This is a genomic window from Rhodococcus sp. IEGM 1370 (assembly GCF_033142325.1).
Classification (GTDB): domain Bacteria; phylum Actinomycetota; class Actinomycetes; order Mycobacteriales; family Mycobacteriaceae; genus Rhodococcoides.
Genome location: NZ_JAWLRY010000011.1, coordinates 23,661 through 49,215 on the forward strand (window position 1 = coordinate 23,661; position 25,555 = coordinate 49,215).

General features: G+C 65.6%; 23 protein-coding genes and 1 riboswitch. Of the genes, 14 read left to right on the forward strand and 9 right to left on the reverse strand.

Translation table 11 applies throughout. The annotated features are described in order from the left end of the window. Positions 1–17: 17 nt before the first annotated feature. Positions 18–1,049: a GntG family PLP-dependent aldolase gene (locus tag R4P47_RS14970; RefSeq protein ID WP_317785080.1), complete on the forward strand. Its 1,032-nt coding sequence runs from the start codon at positions 18–20 to the stop codon at positions 1,047–1,049. Positions 1,050–1,081: 32 nt separating this feature from the next. Here R4P47_RS14970 and R4P47_RS14975 read toward each other — a convergent pair whose 3' ends face one another. The 4 genes from R4P47_RS14975 to R4P47_RS14990 all read right to left on the reverse strand — a co-directional run bounded on the left by R4P47_RS14975 (position 1,082) and on the right by R4P47_RS14990 (position 7,029). After that, positions 1,082–2,230, reverse strand: coding sequence for a pyridoxal phosphate-dependent aminotransferase (locus R4P47_RS14975; protein WP_149404973.1), 1,149 nt, complete (start codon positions 2,228–2,230; stop codon positions 1,082–1,084). Positions 2,231–2,404: 174 nt separating this feature from the next. Beyond that, a complete protein-coding gene (gene purD, locus R4P47_RS14980) occupies positions 2,405–3,655 on the reverse strand; it encodes a phosphoribosylamine--glycine ligase (protein WP_149404972.1) in 1,251 nt (416 codons plus the stop codon). Between the two features lie 78 nt (positions 3,656–3,733). Next, positions 3,734–5,776: a glycosyltransferase family 39 protein gene (locus R4P47_RS14985; protein ID WP_262498238.1), complete on the reverse strand. Its 2,043-nt coding sequence runs from the start codon at positions 5,774–5,776 to the stop codon at positions 3,734–3,736. Continuing rightward, positions 5,773–7,029, reverse strand: coding sequence for a bifunctional glycosyltransferase family 2/GtrA family protein (locus R4P47_RS14990; protein WP_149404971.1), 1,257 nt, complete (start codon positions 7,027–7,029; stop codon positions 5,773–5,775). Before R4P47_RS14990 ends, R4P47_RS14985 begins: the two co-directional genes overlap by 4 nt. Before the next feature lie 114 nt (positions 7,030–7,143). Between R4P47_RS14990 and R4P47_RS14995 the strand changes: the two genes are divergently transcribed. After that, positions 7,144–7,569 carry an HIT family protein gene (locus tag R4P47_RS14995; protein WP_149404970.1) on the forward strand — a complete coding sequence of 142 codons (426 nt, stop codon included), beginning with the start codon at positions 7,144–7,146 and terminating at the stop codon, positions 7,567–7,569. Positions 7,570–7,579: 10 nt separating this feature from the next. Here the strand turns inward: R4P47_RS14995 and R4P47_RS15000 are convergent, their stop codons facing one another. Next, the gene (locus tag R4P47_RS15000; protein ID WP_149404969.1) at positions 7,580–8,104 is read right to left on the reverse strand and encodes a winged helix-turn-helix transcriptional regulator; all 525 of its coding nucleotides are present in this window, start codon (positions 8,102–8,104) and stop codon (positions 7,580–7,582) included. A gap of 74 nt (positions 8,105–8,178) precedes the next feature. Here R4P47_RS15000 and R4P47_RS15005 point away from each other — a divergent pair, with 74 nt between their 5' ends. Next, entirely contained in the window at positions 8,179–9,558 is a 1,380-nt protein-coding gene (locus R4P47_RS15005; protein WP_149404968.1) for an MFS transporter, read from the forward strand. Here R4P47_RS15005 and R4P47_RS15010 read toward each other — a convergent pair. Continuing rightward, positions 9,541–10,197 (reverse strand): response regulator, encoded by a 657-nt coding sequence (locus tag R4P47_RS15010; RefSeq protein WP_149404967.1) that lies wholly within the window; start codon positions 10,195–10,197, stop codon positions 9,541–9,543. The genes R4P47_RS15005 and R4P47_RS15010 overlap by 18 nt on opposite strands. Further along, positions 10,194–11,858, reverse strand: a complete 1,665-nt coding sequence (locus tag R4P47_RS15015) for a sensor histidine kinase (RefSeq protein ID WP_149404966.1) — start codon at positions 11,856–11,858, stop codon at positions 10,194–10,196. The genes R4P47_RS15010 and R4P47_RS15015 overlap by 4 nt, the downstream gene beginning before the upstream one ends. Positions 11,859–12,028: 170 nt before the next feature. On the opposite strand from R4P47_RS15015, the gene R4P47_RS15020 reads away from it, so the two are divergent. The 3 genes from R4P47_RS15020 to R4P47_RS15030 are packed head-to-tail and all read left to right on the forward strand — an operon-like array spanning position 12,029 to position 14,976. Beyond that, positions 12,029–13,414 carry a CitMHS family transporter gene (locus tag R4P47_RS15020; RefSeq protein ID WP_068055829.1) on the forward strand — a complete coding sequence of 462 codons (1,386 nt, stop codon included), beginning with the start codon at positions 12,029–12,031 and terminating at the stop codon, positions 13,412–13,414. Between the two features lie 33 nt (positions 13,415–13,447). Beyond that, a complete protein-coding gene (locus R4P47_RS15025) occupies positions 13,448–13,858 on the forward strand; it encodes a universal stress protein (RefSeq protein WP_068055827.1) in 411 nt (136 codons plus the stop codon). A gap of 14 nt (positions 13,859–13,872) precedes the next feature. Further along, positions 13,873–14,976 (forward strand): AbrB family transcriptional regulator, encoded by a 1,104-nt coding sequence (locus R4P47_RS15030; RefSeq protein WP_188078587.1) that lies wholly within the window; start codon positions 13,873–13,875, stop codon positions 14,974–14,976. Here R4P47_RS15030 and R4P47_RS15035 read toward each other — a convergent pair. Continuing rightward, positions 14,956–16,371, reverse strand: a complete 1,416-nt coding sequence (locus R4P47_RS15035; protein ID WP_262498237.1) for a sensor histidine kinase — start codon at positions 16,369–16,371, stop codon at positions 14,956–14,958. The genes R4P47_RS15030 and R4P47_RS15035 overlap by 21 nt on opposite strands. Next, a complete protein-coding gene (locus tag R4P47_RS15040; protein ID WP_068055814.1) occupies positions 16,368–17,075 on the reverse strand; it encodes a response regulator transcription factor in 708 nt (235 codons plus the stop codon). Before R4P47_RS15040 ends, R4P47_RS15035 begins: the two co-directional genes overlap by 4 nt. A 201-nt stretch (positions 17,076–17,276) precedes the next feature. Between R4P47_RS15040 and R4P47_RS15045 the strand changes: the two genes are divergently transcribed. From R4P47_RS15045 to R4P47_RS15080, 8 genes are all read left to right on the forward strand, one after another. Continuing rightward, positions 17,277–18,227, forward strand: a complete 951-nt coding sequence (locus R4P47_RS15045) for a permease (RefSeq protein ID WP_262498236.1) — start codon at positions 17,277–17,279, stop codon at positions 18,225–18,227. After that, on the forward strand, positions 18,224–18,961 hold the full coding sequence (locus R4P47_RS15050) for a TIGR03943 family putative permease subunit (RefSeq protein ID WP_149404963.1): 738 nt from the start codon (positions 18,224–18,226) through the stop codon (positions 18,959–18,961). Before R4P47_RS15045 ends, R4P47_RS15050 begins: the two co-directional genes overlap by 4 nt. A 45-nt stretch (positions 18,962–19,006) precedes the next feature. Beyond that, positions 19,007–19,069, forward strand: a riboswitch (guanidine-III (ykkC-III) riboswitch). Positions 19,070–19,080: 11 nt separating this feature from the next. Next, complete coding sequence (locus R4P47_RS15055) at positions 19,081–19,395, forward strand: DMT family transporter (RefSeq protein ID WP_068055819.1); 315 nt, start codon at positions 19,081–19,083, stop codon at positions 19,393–19,395. A 32-nt stretch (positions 19,396–19,427) separates the two neighbouring features. Further along, positions 19,428–20,231: a hypothetical protein gene (locus R4P47_RS15060; protein WP_037194493.1), complete on the forward strand. Its 804-nt coding sequence runs from the start codon at positions 19,428–19,430 to the stop codon at positions 20,229–20,231. Between the two features lie 209 nt (positions 20,232–20,440). Next, positions 20,441–21,577, forward strand: a complete 1,137-nt coding sequence (chvE, locus tag R4P47_RS15065; protein ID WP_149404962.1) for a multiple monosaccharide ABC transporter substrate-binding protein — start codon at positions 20,441–20,443, stop codon at positions 21,575–21,577. A gap of 8 nt (positions 21,578–21,585) precedes the next feature. Beyond that, positions 21,586–23,124, forward strand: coding sequence for a multiple monosaccharide ABC transporter ATP-binding protein (gene mmsA, locus R4P47_RS15070; protein ID WP_149404961.1), 1,539 nt, complete (start codon positions 21,586–21,588; stop codon positions 23,122–23,124). Further along, complete coding sequence (gene mmsB / locus R4P47_RS15075) at positions 23,121–24,452, forward strand: multiple monosaccharide ABC transporter permease (RefSeq protein WP_068055806.1); 1,332 nt, start codon at positions 23,121–23,123, stop codon at positions 24,450–24,452. The genes mmsA and mmsB overlap by 4 nt, the downstream gene beginning before the upstream one ends. 72 nt (positions 24,453–24,524) lie before the next feature. Then, a complete protein-coding gene (locus R4P47_RS15080; protein ID WP_149404960.1) occupies positions 24,525–25,535 on the forward strand; it encodes a LacI family DNA-binding transcriptional regulator in 1,011 nt (336 codons plus the stop codon). Positions 25,536–25,555 lie beyond the last annotated feature (20 nt).

Sequence of the window (25,555 nt, forward strand, 5' to 3'; positions counted from 1 at the left end):
CGGACTGCTTTCGCGCTATGGAATTGTCGTTGCTCGTGGCACATCGAACGATCGACCTTCGCTCCGACACCATCACCCGACCCGATTCGGTCATGCGAAAAGCCATGGCCGACGCCGAAGTGGGCGACGACGTCCTCGATCACGATCCGACGATGGCAGAGCTGGAAGAAGCGGTGGCAGGTCTGCTCGGGTTCGAGTCGGCGCTGTGGGTTCCGTCGGGGTCGATGGGGAACATCATCGCGCTGATGCTGCATCTGCAGCGCGGCGATCGCTTCCTGGCCCCCGAACATGCGCACGTCCTGGGGTCCGAGCTCGGTACCGCCGCATGGCTGGCAGGCGGGATGCCCGACGCCCTCCCCCACGACGGCGGTCCCGGCCGCCCTCTGGCGTCGACGGTGCGTGCGAAAGCGGGCGGTGCAGGACCGTACTTCTCGCTACGGACGACGCTGCTGTCGCTCGAGAACACCCACAATTTCGCCGGCGGTACTGTGTTCGGTCCGGACGAATGGGCGGAACTCGTTGCCACCGGCCGTGATTGCGGACTGAAGGTCCATCTGGACGGCGCGCGCCTGTGGAATGCCGCTGTCGCCCTCGATGTTCCGATCGCGTCGCTCGCTGCCGGTGCCGACACGGTGCAGGTGTGCCTGAGCAAGGGCCTCGGCGCACCCGTCGGCTCGATGCTCGTCTCGGATTCCGCACGTATCCACGAGGCACGACGCGTCCGAAAGATGTTGGGCGGCGGCGTCCGTCAGGGTGGCGTGCTGGCCGCTGCCGGTCTCGTCGCATTGGGCCGCATCGGTGATCTCGCCGAGGACCACGCCAACGCGTCCACCCTCGCTTCCGGGCTGCGCGAGCGAGGCTGGGAGGTGGCGGAGCCGGAGACGAACATCGTCCTCGCCACTGTTCCCGACCCGGCGACGACGGTCCTCGAGCTGGCCGAGTTGGGGATCGCCGCGGTGACCGTCGCGGGCAAGGTGCGCTTCGTGACCCACCGCGACGTCGACGCCGCCGATATCGCCGAGGTACTGGAGCGGCTGCGCCGCACGTGAACGAAACTTCGTAGCCTGCTACGAGGAAACGCTCACATGCGACGAAGTCGCTCCAACGCCTCGGCGACGTCGGACGTGGTGCCTGCGAACGAGAATCGCACCGTGTGATTGCCGCGCACGGTGTCGAAGTCGACACCCGGTGCCAGTGCGACGCCGGTCTCGGACAGCACTCGCGCGCACCAACTCCGCGAATTCTCGGTCAGATGCGCGATGTCGGCGTACACGTAGAAGGCACCGTCGGCCGGTGCGAGATCGGTGATGCCCATGGCCGGCAGACCGTCGAGCAGAATTCGGCGGTTGACGGCGTAGCGCTCGACGTGTGAATCCAACTCGATGCGGGACTCCTCGGTGAACGCCGCGATCGCGGCAACCTGAGAGATCGCGGGTGGGCACACCGTCATGTTCGACGCCAATCGTTCGACGGCCCTGCGTAATCGGGTCGGCAGCAGCATCCAACCGAGTCGCCACCCGGTCATCGAGAAGTACTTCGACACCGATCCGATCGCGACGGATTCTTTCGATGTCTCCCATGCGCTCGACGTGCGCGCGTCCCCGTAGGCGATGCCGTGGTAGATCTCGTCCGAGATCAGCAGAGTTCCGTGCTCGTCGCACCAGCGCGCGATTGCCGCGAGCTCGTCGGCGTCGATGATCGTGCCGGTGGGGTTGGCGGGGCTCGCGATGATCAGACCCGCGGGCGGCTCGGGCAGTTCCTCGAGCATCGCGACGGTCGGTTGAAACCGTGTCTCTTCCACACAGTCGAGCTCGACGACGCGGCAGCCCAACGCCGCCAACGTGTTTCGATACGCCGGATAGCCTGGCCTCGCCATCACGACGGTATCTCCCGCGTCGAACGCTGCGAGGAACAGCAACGTGAACGCGCCCGACGAGCCGGTGGTGATCACCACGTCCGCGGCGTCGACGGTGATGCCGTACCGCGCGCTGTGGTGCTCGGCGATAGCGCGACGCAGCGGCAGAATCCCCAGCGTCTCGGTGTACCCCAGCAGATGCGAGTCCAGAGCCTCGCGGGTAGCGCGCAACACCGGCTCGGGCGCTCGGGTGGAGGGTTGACCTGCAGCAAGAGAGAGCACGTCGCCATGAGTACGGGCCCGCTCGGCCGCGGCGGCGAACACATCCATCACATGGAACGGCTCGACCTTCGATCGCTGCGATTCACTGTGCATTCGATCGACACTACTGATCCCGGTTCGCTCGGTACCTCTGACCTTTGCAAACGCGCGCGCGTTCGCCAAGTGCGCGCAAGATCGACTGGCAACGTCCGGCAATTCCGCGCGCGTCTCACGAACGCGCGCGCGTTTGCTGGAACACGCCGGCCGACGCCCGCCCACTCACCGCACCTACAGCGAGATGCGACCCTCCACGGCAGCCAGGCCGATGTCCGTACGGAAGTGGCTGCCCGGCAATCGGATTCCCGCAATGCGTGAGTAGGCGTCGTCTCGGGCGGCGGTGAGGTCGAATCCGGTGCCGACCACACTGAGCACGCGTCCACCCGCGGAGACGACTGCGCCGTCCTTCACCGCGGTGCCGGCATGCAGCACGCCTTCGCCCTCGGAGCCGAGGATTTCGTCACCGGTGCGTGGTCGACCGGGGTAGTTCTCGGCGGCGATGACGACGGTGACGGCCGCGCCGTCCTTCCAGCGCAGCGGAGGAAGTGACGCAAGTGTGCCGGTTGCCGTCGCGTTCAACACCTCGCAGAGAGGTGAGTCGAGCAGCGCCAGCACCGCCTGGGTCTCGGGATCGCCGAAGCGGCAGTTGAATTCGACGACCGCCGGGCCGTCGGCACCCATGGCAAGACCCGCGTACAGCAGACCGGAGAATGGCACACCGCGCTCGACCATCTCGGCGGCAACGGGTTTCACCACATCACGGACGATCTCCTCGACGGCACCCTCGGGCAGCCACGGCAGCGGGGTGTACGCACCCATGCCGCCGGTGTTGGGTCCGGTGTCTCCGTCGCCGACGCGTTTGTGGTCCTGCGCGGGCAGCAGTGGCACCACGGTCTCGCCGTCGACGAGGCAGAAGAGGGAGACCTCGGGTCCGTCGAGGAACGATTCGAGCAGTACCGGGTGACCGTTCTCGAGGAGCTCCGCTGCGTGATCGCGAGCGATGAGGCGATCGGTGGTGACGACGACACCCTTGCCTGCGGCCAAGCCGTCGTCCTTGACCACCCAGTGGGGGCCGAAACGGTCGAGGGCTGCGTCGAGCAGGGCGGGCGAGTCGACGATTTCGCTGTGCGCGGTCCGCACACCGGCCGCTGCCATCACGTCCTTGGCGAACGCCTTGGACCCTTCGATGCGCGCAGCCTCCGCGGAGGGGCCGAACGCAGCGATGCCGGCCTGACGGAGGGCGTCGGCCACGCCGAGGACCAGTGGAACCTCCGGTCCGATGACGACGAGATCGGCCTCGACCTTCTTCGCCAGCGCGGTCACCGCCTCACCGGAGGCAACGTCGACCGCGTGTTGCTCGGCAAGCTTCGCGGTGCCTGCGTTGCCGGGAGCCACGAAGAGCTGCTCGACCGACGGATCGGCCTTCAACGCAAGGAGGAGGGCGTGCTCACGAGCACCGGAACCTATGACTAGTACGCGCACAGTGCATCAGACTATCTGCTCGACGCGAAAGCGCCCCGCACCTGTCACGGCGCGGGGCTCTTTCGTGGTGGTTCGGTGTTACTGCGTGAGGTCGTAGAACGTCACGTTGTCGACCGTGGTCGCGGTGAAGTTCTCGGTGACCCAGGCGGAGATTTCTGCCGAGGTCCCCGACTCCATGCCCGGCATGCCGCCGCCTCCGATGAAGTAGTGGATCTCTCCGTCGGCGACGTACTGCTGGAATTGGGCGAGGGTCGGCGAGGGGTCGGTGCCGTTGAAACCGCCGACCGGCATGACGGGATCCTCGGTGGCCAGTTGGTAACCCGCAGCGGTGTTGGCTCCGATGGCCGCTGCCACCCAGGTGTACGAGTCGGCGTCCTGCTCGAGCATCTCGGTGATGGCCGCAGTCGGTGCACTGCCTTCGAGCAGACCACCCATACCGCCGCCCATACCCCGACCCGTCCCGCCCATCTCGGCCCCGCCGGCAGCCCCGGCCTGACCCGGGAAACCCGCAGGCGGTTGCATTCCGGCAGGTATCTGAACCCCGGCCGGCAACTGCATCCCGCCCGGGCCGCCTCGGCCTTCGCCCATACCGCCGAATCCGCGCATGCCGGTGCTGGGACCGGCCGAGACGATGGCTCCGGTATGCGGGGTGCCGATGGTGTCGACCGCATAGGCGGTCGGTCCGGCGAGTCCGGCGAACATCACCGCCAGGATCGATGCCGCAGCCAGCCTGCCGCGAGTCAGTGCCGGGATCAGCAGCGCGACGACCGCCACGATTCCGACGACGAGAATCGCCCACTTCAGCCACGGCACGAAACTCTCACTGCGACCGAGCAACACCCACGCCATCACGACGGTCGACGCCACCGCGACGCCCATCGCGATCCGTACCCAGTAGGTGTCACGTCGACGCCACAGCACCACACTGCCGATGCCGACGAGAGCGGCGACGGCGGGCGAGAGCGCAACGGTGTAGTACGAGTGGAAGATTCCGGCCATGAAGCTGAAGGTCAGACCGGTGACCAGCAACCATGATCCCCAGACGATGAGCGAGGCTCGTTGCACGTCTGTCCGAGAGGCTTTGCCGCGCAACACGAGTCCGACGACGAACAGGATCAACGCAGCCGGGATCAGCCAGGCGATCTGGCCACCCTGGGAGGAGTCGAACATGCGAAGGATGCCTGTCTCGCCCCAGATACCACCGGGCATCCCACCGGGCATCCCACCCGCCATGCCCCCGGCCGCGTCGCCGCCCATACCGCCGCGGCCGGGGGTTACACTTCCGGTCTCGTCGCCACTGAGGCGACCGAATCCGTTGTACCCGAGCGTGAGTTCGAGAATCGAGTTGTTCTGCGAGCCACCGACCCACGGTCGTGACGACGCCGGCCAGAATTCCACGATCAGAATCCACCATCCGGCCGAGACGATCATCGCGCCCAGCGCGCCGAACAGCTGCCACAGCCGGGTGAGGAACCTAGGCGGCCCGGCGATCAGATAGGTCAGAGCCAGCGGCGGTACGACGAGCATGACCTGGAGTTGCTTGGTGAGGAAGCCGAATCCGACGAACATTCCGGTGATCAACAGCCACTTGGTCTTTCCGGTCTCGACGCCTCGCAGCAACGCCCACACCGAGGCGATCATCAGCAGCACCAGCAACGCGTCGGGATTGTTGAATCGGAACATCAGTGCGGCAACCGGAGTCACGGCAAGTACCAGGCCGGCGAGCAGACCGGCCGCGCCACCGAATCGGCGCTTGACGGTGGCGCGCAGCAGTGCCACGGAGGCGACGCCGAGAAGAGCCTGGGGTACGAGCATCGCCCAGGTGTTGAGTCCGAAGATGCGTACCGACAACGACATCAGCCACAGCGACATCGGGGGCTTGTCGACGGTGATCGAGTTGGCGGCGTCGGAGGATCCGAAGAAGAAGGCCTTCCACGACACCGAACCTGCCTGTATCGCAGCGGAATAGAAGGAGTTGGCCCAGCCCGACGCGCCGAGTCCCCAGATGTAGGCAATGCCGGTTCCGAAGAGCAGAGCCACCAGCCCGATCAATTCCCAGCGCGGGGAGGTCACCGGTGCAGAATCGGCAGCCGCAGAGGGCCGCTCCATGGTCGTCGTCACAGGCTCTTCTCCGAACTCGCGGACTCCGAGCCTGCGTCCAGTGTGCTACGGAAGACCCACCGCAGGGCGACGAATCGACACACGGTGGCAACGAGATTGGCGACGATGAGGACGGCGAGTTCGACGTGCCGGGACACATCGGGAACCCAGGCGTGCAGCACGGCGAGCGATCCACTGGTGACGAGAAGAGCGAAGCCGAAGATCGCCAGCCCCTGCAGTTGGTGTTTGCCCGCACCGTCGGGCCCCCGGACGCCGAAGGTGAAGGCACGGTTCGCCGCGGTGTTGAGCACAGCGGTGATCAGCAGCCCGAAGAAGTTCGCGGCCTGCGCGCCGATCAGGGAATGGAGCATCAGGTACAGCAGTGCGTAGGCGATGGTGCTGGCGATGCCGATGATGCCGAATCGCACCATCTGGCTGATCATTCCGTGCGGTACTCCGGGCACGAGCGGCTCCCGTCCCAGGCTTCGGCGAAGTTCGGCGACCGGCAGTACACCGGTGGCGAGGGCACGCCCGACGCGCCAGCAGCCCTGCAGGTCCTTGACGGCGGTGTCGACGATGTTGACGCTGCTGTTCGGGTCGTCGACCCAGTCCACGGGCACCTCGTGGATGCGCAGGCCGACTTTCTCTGCGATGACGAGCAATTCGGTGTCGAAGAACCACCCGGTGTCTTCGACGAGCGGCAACAGCTGTCGGGCGACGTCGGTACGCATGGCCTTGAAACCGCACTGCGCATCGGAGAAGCGGGCGCGCAGCGAAGTACGCAGAATGAGATTGTAACTGCGCGAAATGAATTCACGTTTTGCACCGCGAACCACTCGGGACGATCGGTTGAGCCGCGAGCCGATGGCGAGGTCCGAATGACCGGACATCAACGGTGCGATCAGCGGCATCAGCGCATTGAGATCGGTGGACAGATCGACGTCCATGTAGGCCACCACATCGGCGTCCGACGCCAGCCACACTGCTTTGAGTGCCCGGCCCCGCCCTTTCTCGTCCAGATGATGAACCTGGACTCCGTCGATCTCGTCGGCGAGTCGACGTGCGACAGCGAGTGTTCCGTCGGTACTGGCATTGTCGGCGATCGTGATCGAGGACCGGAACGGGATTCGGTCCTCCAGATGCTCGTGGAGACGACGAATGCACTGTTCGAGATCGGCCTCTTCGTTGTATACCGGAATGACCACCTCGAGAGTGGCCGTGGCGTTCGAGCCGGGCCGCTGGCCTGCTGCTCGTGCGAGGGAATTCGTTGTCATGACGACAACGATCGGGCCCGGACCTTGAATCGCCCTGCGACCGACCTGGCAATTACCTGGGAGCCACGACCACTGGTACGGCCCCGGTCGAGTCGGGTAGGGCATCCTGTTCCCATGGCTTCCATTTTCAGCAAGATCATCGCCGGTGAGATTCCGGGGCGTTTCGTGTGGCAGGACGACGACGTGGTTGCGTTTCTGACGATCGCGCCGCTCACCCCGGGCCACACGTTGGTGGTTCCGCGTGAGGAGATCGACCAGTGGCAGGACGTCGACGGTGCCGCGTTCGCAAAGATCACTGCCGTCGCGCAGATCATCGGTCAGGCCGTCAAGACCGCGTTCGATGCTCCCCGCGCCGGTCTGCTGATCGCCGGACTCGAGGTCCCGCACCTGCACCTGCACGTGTTTCCGGCGTACGACATGGGCAACTTCGACATCTCCGGTGCCGATCCGAATCCGTCGGCGGAGTCGCAGGACGAGGCCGCAGCCAAGCTCCGAGCAGCGCTACGCCGGCTCGGCCACGAGGCTCACGTCCCGAACTGACGCATCTCGCTCAACGCAGCGGCGTCAACAGCCGACGACGCGTCCGAAGCTGCATCGAGACCTCGTCCGATCGGGTGTCGGGGTCGTAGCCGGGGCCGATGTCGGTGTCGATGTCGTGCGGCCCCGGCGCAACGCCGCATTCGGGGCACAACCCCAGTGGCCCGAGGTCGGTTCCGCAGTCCGCGTGGATGAATCGTCGACGCTTCCCTGCGGGTTTCGCGGTCTGTTCCTCACCCCAGTAGCTCAGGGCGAACACCGCAGGCCACAGCCCTTCGAGGGCGGCGGTCGGAACGTAGTGCTCGCGTCCACCCGCCGATGAGCGAGCGTGTCGTTCGAGCAGCCCGGCGTCGACCAGCGCGCCGAGTCGTTGTGCGAGGACTGCTTTGGAGATGTCGAGGTGGACCTGGAAATCACCGAAGCGTCGGACGCCGAAGAAGCAGTCGCGCACGATGAGCAAGGTCCATCGCTCACCGACGAGTTCGAGGGCACGGGCCAGGGAGCAGTCCTGGCGGGCGTAGTCGATTCCGAGTGCCATGGGGCGATAGTACAGTCTGTTGACCGAACCAAGTCGGGCGTTTACAGTTCGATCACCAGACCACAAGGACGACGATGACCGATACTGCACCCTCGCCCACCGGCACCGCGAACAGCGCCCGCGCGCTCGCCATCGCAGCGCTCGGCACCCTGCTGACCCTGATGGCGTTCACCGCACCGCTCGCGACCATCAACAGCACCGCAGCCGATCTGATGTCCGACGCCGCAGGACGCACCTGGATTCTCAGCTCCATGAGCATCGGCCTCGCCGCGGCGTTGCTCACCACCGGTACGGTCGCCGACGACTTCGGACGTCGCCGCACGTTCGCTCTCGGCGCGGTGGTCCTGGCCGTCGGCGCAATCGTCTGCGCGCTCGCCCCCAACACGCTGATCTTCGTTCTCGCCCGCATCCTGCAGGGCCTCGGCGGCGCGGCCGTCGTCGCCTCGAGCCTGGGCATCATCGCCCACACCCACCCGGCCGGTCCGGTGCGCGCGAAGGCCAGCGGGGTCTGGGGTGCGAGCGTGGGTGCAGGCATCGCTCTCGGCCCTCTGCTCGCCGCCATACTGGATCGCTCGGCGAGTTGGCGTACGGCCTACGTGGTGCTGGCGATCGCCACGCTCGCACTGGCCGTCGCCGCGCATGTGCTCGTCGAAGAATCCAGGTCCGACGCCCCCCGCGGCCTCGATCCGGTCGGCGCGTTGCTGTTGGCGACGGGCATCGCCGCGTTGTTGGCCGCCTTGGTCGAGGGCAGGCAGGGCTGGACAGCCATGGCCCCGATCATCTTGTTCGTACTGGCGGCCCTGTTGCTGTGTGCGTTCGTGGTCCTCGAATTGCGCAGTGCCGCTGCGATGCTCGATCTCACCCTCTTCCGACACCCGCCGTTTCTGGCCGCCACCGTCGCCGCGCTGGCCACCGGCGGCGGCATCATCGCCCTGATGTCGTACATGCCCGGATTCCTCGGAACCGTACTGGGAATCGATGCGCTCGGTGCCGCCCTGCTGCTGTTCGGTTGGTCGGCCACGTCCGTGGTCACCGCCTTGCTGGCCCGCAGGCTGCCCGCGTCGCTGAGCGGTCGAACGCAACTCGCCGTCGGGCTGGTGGGCGTCGCGATCGGCATGCTGATGCTGACGGGGTTGTCCGAGAACGCCTCCTGGCCGCGGTTGCTTCCCGGCCTGCTCGTGGCCGGCGTCGCCAGCGGCGTACTCAACGCTGCGCTCGGCCGCGAGGCGGTGGCCAGCGTTCCCGCCGGACGCGGCGGCATGGGCAGTGGTGCCAACAACACTGCGCGCTACGTCGGGTCCGCTATCGGGGTCACCGTCGTTGCGGTGGTTGCCGTTCCGGCCGGGAGTGGAGCCGGCGGACTGGTGCAGGGCTGGAACACCGCAGCTTTGGTCACCGCTGCGATCTCGGTTCTCGGGGCCGTGGTGGTGTCGTTCTCACGCGCCGGGCGCTAGCGAGTATTCCTGCTCCGGCCTCCCTGTCGATCCGTACCGCAGCTGCATGCGCAACCGGCCCTTGGACACCAGGGTCGCCAGATAGCGTTGCGCTGTCGCGCGTGAAATGCCGATGGCTGCAGCAACTTCGCCCGCGGACATCGGGTCGGCCGTCGTGCGCACCGCGTCGAGCACCAGGTCACGGGTCACGGACTGCGAGGACGGCAGCGGCGCGGCCGCGCGCGGGCGCAGCGCGTCGAGTCCGCCGTCGATGTCGGCCTGGGTCAGCTCCTCCGAACGGTCCAGTGCAGTCCGGTACGTCAGATACCCGGTGAGGCGGTCGATCAACGCCGATCGCGGAAACGGCTTGATCAGATACGTCCAGGCACCCGCGGTCATGGCCGCGCGCACCGTCTGTTGATCGGCTGCTGCCGAGAGCACCACTGCGTCGCAGGCGAGTTCGCGCACCAGGTCGATTCCCGATCCGTCGGGCAGATAGACGTCCACCAGCGCCAGATCGAACGACTGCGACGACGCCAACTCCCGAGCCTGAGCGACACTCGTCGCGACTGCGGCGACCTCGTAGTTGTCGAGTGAATTCACCAGTGCCGCATGCAGATCCGCAACCCGGAAATCGTCGTCCACGACCAGCACTCTCATTGCGAGACCTCATCTGCCTGTAGCGCGTCCGGTATCGACGCGATGAACACCGCGCCTCCTCGTTCGTTCTCCTCGGTGATCTGCCCACCGGCATCGGCCAGCGTCACGTCGCCACCGCGGGTGCGCGCGATCTGCCGACTCAGCGCCAGGCCCACTCCCCGACCGCCCGGCGATTCTTCGGTCGACTTGGTCGAGACTCCCTCGACGAACACCTGCTCGGGTGCCAGGTCCACCCCGTCTCCGGAATCGAGAACCACGATGTGCAACGTCGAACCATCCTGCACCAGTTCCACTTCCACCTCGGCCGGCCGCCTGACTCCCAGCCTGGCAGCATCGATCGCATTGTCGACGAGATTGCCCAGCACCGTGGTCACGTCGACGGGGACGGCCACTTCGCCGCCGACCCAGGTGTTCTCGCCCAACACCAACCGCACTCCGCTCTCCCTCGCATGCGCGGCCTTCGCCGTCAGAAACGACCGCAGATAGGCGTCGGACACGGCGTCGATGCCCTCGATGGATTCCGATCTCGGTCCGACACCGAGGATCTCGTCGATGTACTGCGACGCCCGATCCGGGTGACCCTCGTGCAGCAGTCCACTGACCAGATGCATCCGATTCGCGAACTCGTGACGCTGCGCGCGCAGCACAGCGGACATCGACTGCACCGCGTCGAGCTGACGCGTCAGCGTCTCCACGTCGGTTCGGTCGCGCACGGTCAGCACCGTACCCAGATCACGATTGTCTCGCAGTACTTTTCGGGCGGCCGCAATGACCACGACCTCGTTCACGGCCGCGAGAACCGGCTCGGACGTCGGCGATTCGATGACCTCGAGCAGCCTCGGGGTCAGACCGATGTCCTCGATGCGCATCCCCGGCTTACCGTCGATCGAGAGCAGGGTGCGCGCCTCGTCGTTGACGACCGTGACGACTCCATCGGGGTCGATGGCGACGACACCCTCACCGATTCCGTGCAACACCGCCTCTTGTTCCCGGACCAGTTCGGCGAGCTCCTCCGGCTCGAGCCCCAGAGTCAGCCGTTTCCATCTGCGCGCCAACAGAGTCGAGCCGATCAGCCCGAGCAGCAGTACGGCACCGGTCACCAACGCGCCGTTGATCAGATCTTTCACCAACTCGGTGCGCACGGCCGTCGTGGAGATTCCCACGCTCACTTCACCGATCACCACGTCGGTCGAACCGAGAGCCAGCACAGGCACTTTCGCGCGCACGGAGTCGCCGAGGGTGCCGCGCTCCTGCTCGACCACCTCGTTGCCCGCCAGCGCCCCCGACGGATCCGTACTCACCCGCTGACCCAGAACTGTCGGATCGGGATGCGCCAACCGCAGACCCCGATCGTCGGTGATGACGACGAACAGTGCGTCGGTGCGCATTCGGGCACCCTCGGCTGCACGCTGCAGTGCTCCGCCTGCCAACACTCCCGCAGGCGCGGCGTCGGTGCCTGCGGTGTCCACGGCAGAGAACTGCTCGACGAGCGAACGCACCTCCGGGTCCGACGCCACCGTCCGCGCAACGGCCAGTGCACGTTCGCCGTATTCCTCGCTCGCCTGGCTGCCACTGCTGATGGCGAAGACCCCGAACGCCACCGCCAGAGCCACCGCCACCAGCGCTGCCTGCAACAACAGCACCTGAGTCCTCAATCGCACCCAACCAGGCTATGCGCCGAGCGGGCTCGAGCACAATGCGCAAAAGGCTCTTTTCGTTGCTTGCGCGGGTAGTGCGCACAACAGCGAACATGTGATGCCGGTTACGTAACTTCAGTCACAACACGTAGTCCAACCGGACCCACCTCACACATTTCGAGAAGGAGTGCACGATGTTGGTGATACTCGGCTTCCTCATGGTAGCCGCCTTCATGTTCTTGATCCTGACCAAGAGAGCCACGCCCGTCGTCGCACTCACCCTCGTACCCGTCATCTTCGGTCTGCTGGCCGGCGCCGGACTCGGCATCGGTGACATGATCACCGACGGCATCAAGTCCCTGGCCCCCACTGCAGCCCTGCTGTTCTTCGCGATCATCTTCTTCGGAATCATGATCGACGTCGGACTGTTCGACCCGCTGGTGCGCGGCATCCTGCGCCTCGTGCGAAACGACCCGATGAAACTCGTTGTCGGAACAGCCATTCTGGCCATGGTCGTCTCGCTCGACGGTGACGGCTCCACCACGTTCATCATCGTCACGTCCGCGCTGCTGCCGCTGTACCTCAAACTCGGTGTCAGCCCGGTCATTCTGACCGTCGTCGCCGGTCTCGCCAACGGCACGATGAACATCATCCCGTGGGGCGGCCCGACGGTGCGCGCCGCATCCGCTCTCGGCATCTCCCCGTCCGATGTCTTCGTTCCGATGGTTCCCTCGATGATCGTCGGCCTGATCATCGTGCTGCTGTTCGCCGTGCACCTGGGCATCATGGAGCGTCGTCGCATCGGCAAGTTGATCTACGAACCCGAACTGGTGGCCTCCGGTGGCGGCGGCAGTATCCGCAAGGGCGGCAAGGGAACCGGCGGATCAGGCACCGGCGGATCGGACGACTCCGGCGAATCGGGTCAGTTCTTCGACGGCCTGGACCCCAATCGCGACACGCTGCGCCCGAAGTTGCTGTGGTTCAACGCTGCTCTGACGGTCATCCTGCTCGTCATCCTCGTCATGGACATCCTGCCCATCCCTGTGCTGTTCATGATCGCTGCCTCGATCGCTCTGACCGTCAACTTCCCCAAGGTCAAGGAACAGGGCGACGCGATCGCACGGCACTCGTCCTCCATCGTCTCCGTGGTCGCCATGGTGCTCGCCGCAGCAATTCTCACCGGCGTCTTCCAGGGCACCGGCATGGTCGAGGCCATGGCCGAGTGGCTGCTCAACGTCATCCCGGCGGGCATGGGCCCGTACCTGGCCGTCATCACCGGCATCCTGAGCATCCCGCTGACGTTCTTCATGACCAACGACGCCTTCTACTTCGGCATCCTCCCGGTGTTGACCGAGACCGCGAGCAAGTACGGCATCGACCCCGTCGAGATGGCCCGTGCGTCGATCACCGGTCAGCCCGTCCACCTGCAGAGTCCGCTGGTTCCGGCCATCCTGCTGCTGGTCACCCTCGCCGGAGTGTCGCTGGCCGATCACCACAAGAAGGTGCTGTGGCGAGCTGTGGTCGTCTCCCTCGCGATGCTGGCCGTCGGCATCCTCCTCGGCCAGATCCCGTTCGGCTGATCCCCCACCCCACTCGTCGTAGGAGAAACTGTCATGACCGTTGGCGTACTGCACAACAATTCACCCGAGGGCCGCGCAGCGTTGGCGGCCGCAGTGCGAGAAGCCCGCATTCGAGAGACGGACCTCGTCGTCCTGCACGCACTCTCCGGATCGGCCGAGCCCTCCGCCGAGGCGGCCGAGACGCAGGCGGTATCCACGTCGGTGGAGACCGCTCTGGCCGATATCGATCACGCCGACGCCGTCTCCTGGACCGTGGCGGTGGGCCGGCCCGATCCCGATGCCGTCAACACCCTGCTGACCTTGGTCGAAGAGCAGAAGTCCGAGATCCTGGTGGTCGGCTCCCGACACCGCTCGGCGGTCGGAAAGTTCCTGATGGGACAGACCATTCAGCGCCTGCTCCTCGAGATTCCGGTCCCGGTTCTTCTGGTCAAGTCCGGAGCGTGAGTGCTCCGAAACGGATGAGACGAGTACTGGGGAACAGCCTCCGATGGATCGGCCTCGCGGCCGTATCCGTCGGGGGCTGGGCCCTTTTCGCGGCCCTGGGCCTGACGGCACCGTCGTTGTTCGCGGCCCTCGTCGTCGCTGTGGTGTTCGCTCTGACCGGCCTCGGCCCGGGTGCGGTACCGCGCCCGGCGTCGATGGCAGCGCAGGGCACGCTGGCCGTCACCATCGGTCTGATGCTCGACACCGACACTCTCGGCGCGTTGGGCGAGAACTGGATTCCCGCCGTTCTCGTGGGTGCGGGCACGCTGATCGTCAGCGCCGGTTGCGGCGCACTGCTCGCCCTGCATCGCGATGTCGACCCCGTCACCGGAGCACTGTCCCTGATCGCCGGTGGCGCAACGGGTCTGGTGTCCATCGCCCGAGAACTCGGCGGGGACGAGCGGATCGTGGCCGTGGTGCAATACCTGCGCGTCGCGCTCGTGGTGGTCACGATGCCGCTGATCGTCACGTTCGCGTTCCACACCGACACCGGCGGCGGAGCAGGCGCGGACTATACGGCGACGACGCCCTGGTACATCGGCACGGCCTTTCTGATCGCCGCCGTCATCGCCGGAATCGTTCTGGCGCGGCTCATCCGACTGCCCGCGCCGGCGACGCTCGGACCGCTGATCGTCGCCGGCGCCTGCGAACTGCTCGGATGGCCCGTGGACATCTCGGTACCCACGGTGCTGCTGCCGGTGGCGTTCATCGTCATCGGATGGCAAGCGGGGCTCGCCTTCACCGTGTCGAGCCTGCGGGCCATCGGTCGCATCTTCCCGTGGGCCGCACTGCTGGTGCTCTCGATCGGGTTGGTGTGCGCGCTGTTCGGCTGGGCGCTGTCTGCGATCACCGGGGTCAGCATGCTCACCGGGTACCTCGCGACCACACCCGGCGGCCTGGCGGCTGTGCTCGCCGTGTCGGCGACCACGGGGTCGGATGTCACCTTCGTCGCATGTGTGCAGGTGATCCGACTGGTGTCGATGCTCGTGGCCGCGCCACTCGCCGCAGCCGCGTACACGAAACTGGCCGAGCGCAAGAAAGCCAGGACGGCAAGCGAATCAACCGTCGGCGCGGGGTAATTCGACCCGGAAGGTCGCACCCTGACCGGGGGTACTCTGCACCCGAACGGTGCCGTTGTGCGCCGCCACCAAGGCCGCGACGATCGAGAGCCCGAGCCCGCTGCCGCCGCTCTCGCGCGTCCGGGAGGAGTCGGCTCGATAGAAGCGCTCGAACACGTGCGCCGCCTCTTCCTCGCCCAGACCGGGGCCGGTGTCCTGGACTTCGAGCAGCACCGAGGACTGGGAGGTCCCGACGCAGACGGTGATCGACGCCGATTCGGGTGTGTGCCGCACCGCGTTTCCGACGAGGTTCGCCAGTACCTGCCGCAGGCGAGCGTCGTCGCCGCTGACCTCGGGTATTCCCGGCCCGGCCAACACTTTCAGCGAGATGTCCCGCGCGGGTGAGACCGCCTTGGCGTCGTGCACGGCATCGGCGGCGATGGTCAGTAGGTCGACGCGACGCATGTCGAGCGGGCGTTGCGCGTCGAGTCGCGCGAGCATCAGCAGGTCTTCGACGAGCAGGCCCATCCGCGCCGATTCGCCCTCGATACGCGTCATCAGCAACGAGATGTCGCTCATCGCGCCCTGCCGATACAACTCGGCGAACCCGCGGATCGTCGTCAGCGGGGTACGTAGTTCGTGGCTGGCGTCGGCGACGAAGCGGCGCATCCGATCCTCGGACGCACGAGCCGCCTCCTCCGAGGCCGCAGTTGCCGCGAATGCCCGCTGAATCTGCGAGAGCATTCCGTTGAGGGCTAGTGACAATCGGCCCACCTCGGTCTTCTCACTCCACTCGGGAACCCGGCGATGCAGGTCTCCGGCAGCGATGGCCGCGGCCGTCGTCTCCACTTCACGCAACGGTCGCAGACTGCGTCGCACCACGAAGTAGGCGATCACGGCCAGGGCCAGCAACACGGCGGCACCGATGTAGAACTGCAGCACCACGAGCCGGCTGACGGTCTGTTGGTTGGCGCTGAGCGACATGCCGACGGTGGTGGACCCCTCGCTGTTGGTCACCGTGATGACCCGCCACTCCTTCGACGGGTCGCCCTCGGAACCGACGGTCTTCGGAGTTGCCGACGGCGCACCGGAGAGGTCCGGAACACTCTCGGCCACGTCGTTGATCGGGCCCCGGACGGTACCGTCGTTGGCCACGGACCGAACGAAGAAGTTCGTCGGCGGCCGGTTCGGGTTGGGCTCGTCGATCGGAAAGGGCGGGCGTTCGCCACCCGGTTTCGCCCATCCCTGGGACGCTTCGACCAGTTGACTGTCCAGGCGACGCATCAGGGAGGACTCGAGCGACGACGTCACCGCCACACCGGACGCCAGCAGACCCAACCCGACCAGGAGCAGCAACGCCGCGACCAAGGTGAAACGCAGCGGCAGGCTCCGAATCCGACCTCGAACGGCCGTCACCGTGGCTGGCGCATGACGTAGCCGACGCCTCGCAGCGTGTGAATCAAGCGAGTGTCTCCGGTATCGACCTTGCGACGTAGGTACGACACATACGACTCCACCACTCCCACTTCACCACCGAAGTCGTAGTGCCACACGTGATCGAGGATTCGTGGCTTGCTCAACACGGTTCCCGCGTTCACCATGAAGTACCGCAGCAGCGTGAACTCGGTGGGCGAGAGCGAGATCGGCTCGCCTGCCTTCCACACCTCGTGGGTGTCGTCGTCGAGTTCGATGTCCGCGAACGCAACTCGCGACGGCTGCGCGTCCTCGCTCTTGCCCGACCGGCGCAGGATCACGCGGAGTCGGGCCACCACTTCCTCGAGCGAGAACGGCTTGGTGACGTAGTCGTCCGCACCGAGGGTCAGCCCGGTCACCTTGTCTTCCACCGAGTCACGCGCGGTCAGGAACAGGGCAGGCGCATCGATTCCGTCGGCCCGCAGTCGACGCAGCAGACCGAACCCGTCCATGCCGGGCATCATCACGTCGAGAATGAGAGCCTCGGGCCTGAAGTTGCGCGCCTTGTCGAGAGCCTCGGGACCGGACGACGCCGTCGCCACCTCGAATCCCTGATACCTCAGGCTGACCGACAGCAGTTCGACGATGGTCGGTTCGTCGTCGACGATCAGGACTCTGGCCTCGGGTGTCTCGCTCACGGTGTCCATCTTCGCGCGAGATGCTGCTCGTTCGCTGGACTCTCCCTGTGAGGTTGCTGTGAGCCACCGACAACGAGTGCACTGTGAGCCACCGACAACGAGGTTGCCGCGAGCCACCGACAACACAGCCCGGCCACAGGGGGCATGATGGCAGCGATGCTCGACGCGAAGACCGACGGCCGAATCAGGACTCGGCCTCCCGTGTCATCCATGCACGTATTCGCAACTCTGCTCGTATTGGGCATCGTCTTCGGTGCCGATATCGCGCGATGGGTCGACTCGTCCCCCGCGCTGAAGACCGGCGCGACGGTGTTCACCGGGATCTTCGTGCAGGCGACGCCGTTCCTGGTGCTCGGAGTACTCGTCAGCGGAAGTATCGCCGCGTTCGTCTCGCCGACGGTGCTTCGACGAGTGGTCCCGAAGAACGAAACGGCTGCCGTCGGAGTGACGGGACTGGCCGGAATGGCGCTGCCCGGTTGTGAGTGCGGCGCCGTCCCCGTCTCCCGTCGGCTCATGGATCAGGGTGTTCCGGCATCGGCCGCCCTCGCATTCCTGCTGTCGGCACCGGCGATCAACCCGGTCGTCCTGGTCTCGACCGCGGTGGCTTTTCCCGGCGAACCCGGCATGGTTCTCGCGCGGTTCCTCGGCTCGCTCGCCACTGCACTGGTGATGGGTTGGCTGTGGACCCGGTTCGGTAAGGCGGAGTGGATCACCGCGCGGCTGGCCGCTCGCGGACACGATCACGACCGCTCGAAGTGGGAGACGTTCCGCGAGTCGGCGCGTGCTGACCTGCTTCAGGCCGGGGCATTTCTCGTGTTCGGTGCTGCGGCCGCCGCGCTGCTGCATCTGGTGATTCCGGACTGGGTGTTCGCCCATCTCGCCGGGCAGTTGCTGCTGTCGATCCTGGTGATGGCCGTACTTGCGGTGATTCTGGCTCTGTGTTCGGAGGCCGATGCGTTCGTCGCCGCCAGCATGTCGATGCTGCCGCTGCTGCCGCGGTTGGTCTTCCTGGTGGTCGGACCTGCCGTCGACGTGAAGCTGATGGCGATGCAGGCGGGCAGTTTCGGACGCGGGTTCGTCGCACGTTTCGCCCCGCTGACGTTCGTCGTCGCGGTCGTGTGCGCCTCGGTGTGCGGCTACCTCGTTCTGGGAGCGCGATGAAGCGCGAGGTGCAGAACCTTCTGCTGTTTCTCCTCGGCGGAGCCATGGTCAAGATTTCGTTGGACGGCAGCTTTGTGCGATACGTCAAACCGTCGCTGCATCCGTATCTGCTGACTGCCGGCGTGTTGATCGTGCTCCTGGCGGCCGCGTCGATCGTGGCCGACATCCGCCGCGGGGGGCCGGCCGACGACGGGCACGGTCACGATTCGCGTCCGTACTGGCTGCTGTTGGTCCCGCTCGCGGTCATCCTGTTCGTCGCACCGCCCGCGCTGGGTGTCTCCGCGGTCGGCGATCGATCCGTCACCTCGGCGGCCGATCGTCAGCGGACAGCGTTTCCACCTCTCCCGGACGAGCGGGCGCCCGAGGTTCCGTTGCTCGATGTCGTACAACGCGCGGTCAGAGACACCGAAGGCAGCCTCGACGGACGGGAGATTCGCGTCACCGGATTCGCCGTCGCCACCGCGAACGGAGGCTCACCGCGCGCCGACGGCACGACTGACGGCATCGATCTCGCTCGCATTCTCATCATTTGCTGCGCGGCCGACGCCAGGTCCGTTCGCATCCACCTCGACGCAGGTAGCGCGTCTCTCGACGACATTTCGGACGGCACCTGGCTGCAGATATCGGGGACCGTCGACGCGGCCACAGCGACGGAGGACACCGCGTTCACACCCACGATGACCGTCTCCACGGTCGAGCGAATCGACGCGCCCGCGAACACGTACGCGTACTGACAACCCGAAACACATGGCCACTACCGACCCGAATTGGTACGATCGTACAAGTCACTTCCGACAATCGGACGAGCGCACCGTACCCGAACAGCGACAAGACGGTGCAAGGAGTGATTTTCGTGGCTTGGCTCATTCTCGTCGTCTCCGGCGTTCTCGAAGCGATCTGGGCGACCGCGCTCGGTAAGTCCGAGGGCTTCACCAAACTCGGACCGTCCGTCGTCTTCGGGGTCGCAGTGGTGCTCAGCATGATCGGTCTCGCGGTCGCGATGCGGTCGTTGCCCACCGGTACCGCCTACGCCGTCTGGGTGGGAATCGGTGCCACCCTCACCGTCGCGTACGCCATGATCACCGGCGAAGAAGCTGCGTCACTGCTCAAGGTGGCGCTTCTGGTCGGCATCGTCGGATGCGTCGTGGGACTGAAGGTTCTTCACTGATTTTCCGAGCTACGAGCAGTTACAGTAAAACGATGAACTGGGTGTCAGCGATCACACTGCCCGCGCGCGCCGGAATTGCCATCGCCGAGCAGGCGATCGGCGTCGCGGAGGTCGCGTTGGCCACCACCAGGATGGCCTTGGCCACCGGTGCATCCGGCACCGCAGGTGTCGCCTCGCTCGCCAATCCACGCGGCGGCACCATGCAACTGCTCGCCCAGCTCGGCCAACTCACCTCCGACGACCGCGCCCTGGGCAACGCACTCAAGGAAGGCGGACCCTTGGACCGCCTTCTCGCCCAGGGCGGCGTCGTCGACCGCCTCACTTCCGAGGACGGCACCCTCGAGCGGTTGCTCTCCCCGGGCGGCCCGGTCGAGCGAATTCTGGCTCCGGGCGGACCCTTGGACCGGCTGCTCGCCGAGGACGGACCGCTCGAACGACTGCTCGCCGAAGGCGGTCTGCTCGACCGCATCACCGCCACCAACGGACCGCTCGAACGACTGACGGCCAAGGACGGCCCGCTCGAGGTGCTCACGCGTCAGGACGGCCTGATCGAGCGTGCCATCGCCGAGGAGGGCATCCTCGAAACGCTGCTCGCCGAGGACGGTGCCATCGAGCGACTGACAGCCAAGGGCGGACCGCTCGATCAGCTGGTCAAGCTGTCGGAGACACTGACGTCGGTGGCCCCGAACATCGAGCGGATGAGCATCTCGATCGACATCCTGCAGGATTCCGTGGAGATCCTCTCGGCTGCGGTCCACCCACTGGGCGAGCTGGTCGGCCGACTCCCGAGTCGCTGGCTCAAGAGCGGGAAACAGTCGGTTCACGAGTTGCACTGACGCCCCGGCCCCTGCGGCGAAATTCTCGACTCTCGGGGCTGCGGCGGTGACCCGTTGTTAGCGCTCACACTGGTGAGCGGGGGTGCGGAAAATAAACTTTGACAATGCCGATGTTATCGCTCACACTTTCGTCTTGATGTGATGTGCGGCACAGACGATGCCACTCTCCACCAACTTCGAGATCTGATTTCACCGAGCAGGGAGAAACGATGAAGTTTCGACATCTACCCATGGCCGCGGCTGCGGTGGCACTGGCCATCACGGTCACCGCATGCGGATCGAGCACCAAGACGGCGGACGTCCAGCCGGCCGACGGCGGAAGCACGGCGGGCGCGCTGATCGGCGTGACGATGCCGACCAAGTCCTCGGCTCGATGGATCGCCGACGGCGACAATCTCAAGAGCGCACTCGAAGGACAGGGCTACAAGGTCGATCTGCAGTACGCGGAGAACGACATTCCCACCCAGGTGAATCAGATCGAGAACCAGATCACCCAGGGCGCAAAGCTTCTCATCGTGGCCTCGGTGGACGGCACCGCGATCACCACCCAGTTGCAGGAAGCCAAGGACAACGGCATCGGCGTCATCGCGTACGACCGCCTCATCCGCAACTCCCCCAACGTCGACTACTACGCGACGTTCGACAACTACAAGGTCGGCGTCGACCAGGCCACGTCTCTGCTCGTCGGCCTCGGATTGAAGAACGAGGACGGCACCGACAAGGCCGACGCCCCAGCCGGTCCGTTGAACATCGAGGTCTTCGCCGGTTCTCCCGACGACAACAACGCCACGTTCTTCTTCGACGGCGCGATGGAGACTCTGCAGCCGTACCTGGACGACGGAACCCTGAAGATCGGCAGCGGCGAATCCGACTTCGAGACGGCCGCAACACTGCGCTGGGATCCGGCGACCGCGCAGAAGCGCATGGAGGACCTGCTCACCAAGACGTACTCCTCGGGCCAGCAGGTTCAGGGCGTGCTCTCGCCGTACGACGGCCTGTCGATCGGAATCCTCTCCGCGCTCAAGAGCAACGGCTACGGCACAGCAGGGCAGCCCTACCCCATCGTCACCGGTCAGGACGCCGAGGTGCCGTCGGTGAAGTCGATCATCGCCGACGAGCAGTACTCCACGATCTACAAGGACACCCGGCAACTGGCCGAGGTCACGATCGCGATGGCTCAGTCCATGCTCGACGGTCAGACGCCGGAGACGAACAACACGACGGACTACGACAACGGCGAGAAGGTCGTCCCCGCGTACCTGCTGCAGCCCGAGATCGTCAACAAGGGCAACTACGAGCAGCTGCTGGTCGAAGGCGGCTACTACACCGAGGATCAGTTGAAGTGAGTTCGGAGATGACGAGCCCGATCTTGGAGATGCGCGGCATCACCAAGACGTTTCCCGGCGTGAAGGCGCTGCAGGATGTCACTCTCTCGGTCGATCGCGGCGAAATCCACGCGATCTGCGGTGAGAACGGCGCCGGAAAGTCGACACTCATGAAGGTGCTGTCGGGTGTGTATCCACACGACACATTCGACGGCGAGATCGTGTTCGACGGTCGCGCCTGCGAGTTCTCCGACATCCGGAGCAGCGAGGCCGAGGGCATCGTCATCATCCATCAGGAACTCGCGTTGAGTCCGTACCTGTCCATCGCCGAGAACATCTTTCTCGGCAACGAGCGGTCCAGGCGCGGGTTCATCGACTGGAACCGAACCAATTCCGAGGCCGCAGCCCTACTGAATCGAGTGGGGCTGCGGGAGAACCCGGTCACCGTGGTCAACGATCTCGGGGTCGGCAAACAGCAACTCGTCGAGATCGCCAAGGCGTTGTCCAAGGACGTCACGCTGCTGATTCTCGACGAACCGACTGCAGCACTGAACGATTCGGACTCGGCTCACCTGCTGGACCTGCTGCGGGGTCTGCGAGACGAGGGAATCACGTGCGTGATCATCTCGCACAAGCTCAACGAGATCGCGGCCGTCGCCGACCGCACCACGATCATTCGCGACGGCCGCACCATCGAGACGTTGGACATGCGCAGCCCCGAGGTCACCGAGGATCGCATCATCTCGCTGATGGTCGGCCGCGATCTCGAGCACCGTTTCCCACCGCACGAATCCACTGTGGGAGAGGAAGTTCTGCGTATCGAGGACTGGACCGTGCACAGCCCGACCCAGCACGGCCGAACCGTCGTCGACGGAGCGAATCTGACGCTGCGCCGTGGTGAGATCGTCGGCCTGGCCGGGCTGATGGGTGCCGGACGCACCGAATTGGCCATGAGTGTCTTCGGACGCAGTTACGGCATCGACATCTCGGGGCGACTGTACAAGTACGGCAAGGAAATACACGTCAAATCCGTAAGCGACGCCATCCATCACGGAATCGCGTACGCCACCGAGGACCGAAAGCGCTACGGCCTCAACCTGATCGACGACATCAAACGCAACATCTCCACTGCGGCACTCGACAAACTGGTGACCGGTGGCTTCGTCGACGACAACCAGGAATACAAGGTGGCCGAAGGCTTCCGGAAGAGCATGAACATCAAGGCACCGAACGTCTCTGCCGTCGTCGGCAAGCTCTCCGGCGGCAATCAGCAGAAAGTCGTGCTGAGCAAGTGGATCTTCAGCGATCCCGACGTGCTCATCCTCGACGAACCGACGCGAGGAATCGACGTCGGCGCGAAGTTCGAAATCTATTCGATCATCAACGATCTCGCCGACGCAGGCAAGGCAATTCTGGTGATCTCCTCCGAGCTACCGGAACTGCTCGGACTGTGCGACCGGATCTACGCGCTGTCCGCAGGCCGGATCACCGGTGAGGTGACTCGCGAGGACGCGACACAGGAATCCCTCATGCACCTCATGACCCGTGGAACAGGAGTACTTCGATGAACCAGCTGTCGACCGTACGGGGGCTGCTCACGCGAAACCTCCGCCAGAGCGGGATCTTCATCGCGTTCGCGTTGATCATCCTGCTGTTCACCGTTCTCACCGGCGGCCAACTGCTGGTCCCGCAGAACATCAGCAACATGGTGGTCCAGAACTCGTACATCCTCATCCTGGCCATCGGCATGGTCGTGATCATCATCGCGGGCCACATCGACCTGTCCGTCGGATCGGTTGTCGCGGCGACCGGAGCGATCTCGGGTGTGCTGATGGTTCAGCAGAACGTGCCGTGGCCTCTTGCGGTGCTCATCACGCTGATCATCGGCGGTCTGATCGGAGCCTGGCAGGGCTATTGGGTTGCGTACTTCGGCATTCCGGCATTCATCGTGACCCTGGCCGGCATGCTCATCTTCCGCGCGGTCACCCTCATCGTGCTCGGGAACCAGGGCATCGGACCGTTCCCCGGGCCCGTGCGCACTCTCTCCAACGGCTTCCTCCCCGGCTTCCTGGGCAACGTGGGACTCGGGCCGCTCGGGGGTGCGGACATCTTCACCCTGCTCGTCGCGATCCTCGCCGTTGCCGGAATCGTGTTCACGCAGTGGCGTTCTCGGACTGGTCGGCAGAAGTACGGGCAGGCCGTCGACGCGATGCCCCTGTTCCTGCTCAAGATGGTTCTGGCCGGCGGTCTGGTTCTCGCCGTCGCCGTCCAGCTGGCGCGCTTCAAGAACCTGCCGTACGTGCTGATCCTTCTCGCCGTACTGGTGATGGGTTATTCCACGCTGGCAGGCAGGACGGTGTTCGGTCGGCACGTGTACGCCATCGGCGGAAACATCCACGCTGCATCGCTGTCCGGTATCAAGGTCAAGCCGGTGACCTTCTGGATCTTCGTCAACATGGGAGTCCTGTCCGCCCTCGCCGGAATCATCTTCGCCGGCCGCCTCAACCAGGCCGGTCCCACTGCAGGCAACGGCTTCGAGCTCGACGCTATCGCCGCGGCCTTCATCGGTGGCGCAGCGGTGCAGGGCGGTGTCGGCCGCATCGTCGGTGCGCTCACCGGCGGACTCATCATCGCCGTGATCAACAGCGGAATGTCGCTCATCGGTTCGCCCAGCGAACGCGTTCAGCTGGTCAAGGGCCTGGTACTCCTCGCCGCAGTGGCATTCGACATCTGGACCAAGCGCCGAGCAGCGAGCGGCAAGGGCAACAAGGGCGACAAAGCTGCGCCTCCGAGCAGCTATCTGGGAGTGCCTGTGCCGGCCGAGATGTTCTCCGGTGCCGAGCCAGGCAAGCCTGCGCCCACCACGACCGGTTCCGCGGTGACAACACCCACGTAATCCACACAGTCGCGGGCACCACCGGCCCGGGCATGCTGTGATTGTCTTCGATCACGAAGGGAGGCTCGGAAGATGACACCCACTCGCGGACCCGCCATGACCGATGTCGCCCGTCTCGCCGGCGTGTCCCATCAGACCGTCTCCCGCGTCATCAACGGTCATCCCAACGTGACCGAAGCGACGAGAACCAAAGTGCATCAGGCGATCTCGGAACTCGGCTATCGACCGAACACTGCTGCCCGCGCTCTGGTCACCGGCCGCAGCAAGACCATCGGAATCGTCGGGACCGGAAACGCTCTCTACGGTCCGGTGTCGACGCTGTACAGCGTCGAGTACGCAGCCCGTCACGCCGGCTACTCCGTGGTGGTCGGCGTCCCCACCTCGTTCGACGAGGCAGCCATCATCACCTGTGTGCGCCGGTTGCAGAAGCAGGGTGTCGACGGCGTCGTCGTCATCGCGCCTCTACGAACCGACGGCGGCGACATCGCCGATCTGGCCGGGGAACTCCCACTCGTCGCCGTGGAGGGTTCGCCTGCCGGTGATCTGGCCGTCGTCTCGGTGGACCAGATCGCCGGAGCGAAGGCAGCAACCAGTCACCTGCTCTCGCTCGGACACAGCGCCGTGTGGCACGTTGCCGGACCGCTGGGGTGGTACGAGGCCGGCGACCGCGTCACCGGATGGCGGATGGCCCACGAGGAAGCAGGCATCGAACCGCCGCCCACCCTCGGCGGCGACTGGACCGCGAAATCAGGGTTCCGGGCCGGCAGCGAACTGGCCGTCGACGCCGACGTCACCGCAGTGTTCGCAGGCAACGACTCCATGGCGCTCGGGGTGCTCCGCGCGCTGAACGTCCACGGAAAGCGAGTACCGCAGGACGTCAGCGTGGTCGGCTTCGACGATGTTCCCGACGCGGAATTCTTCTCACCGCCCCTGACCACCATTCGCCAGGAATTCACCGACGTCGGCGTACGAAGCGTCGAAATTCTGCTGGACCAGATCGACACCGGAAACCGAAGCACCAGGCGTTCGAGCATCGAACCGACCCTGGTGATCCGATCCAGCACCGGCACCCCACGTGCATAGAACCTCGTAGCCTGCTACGA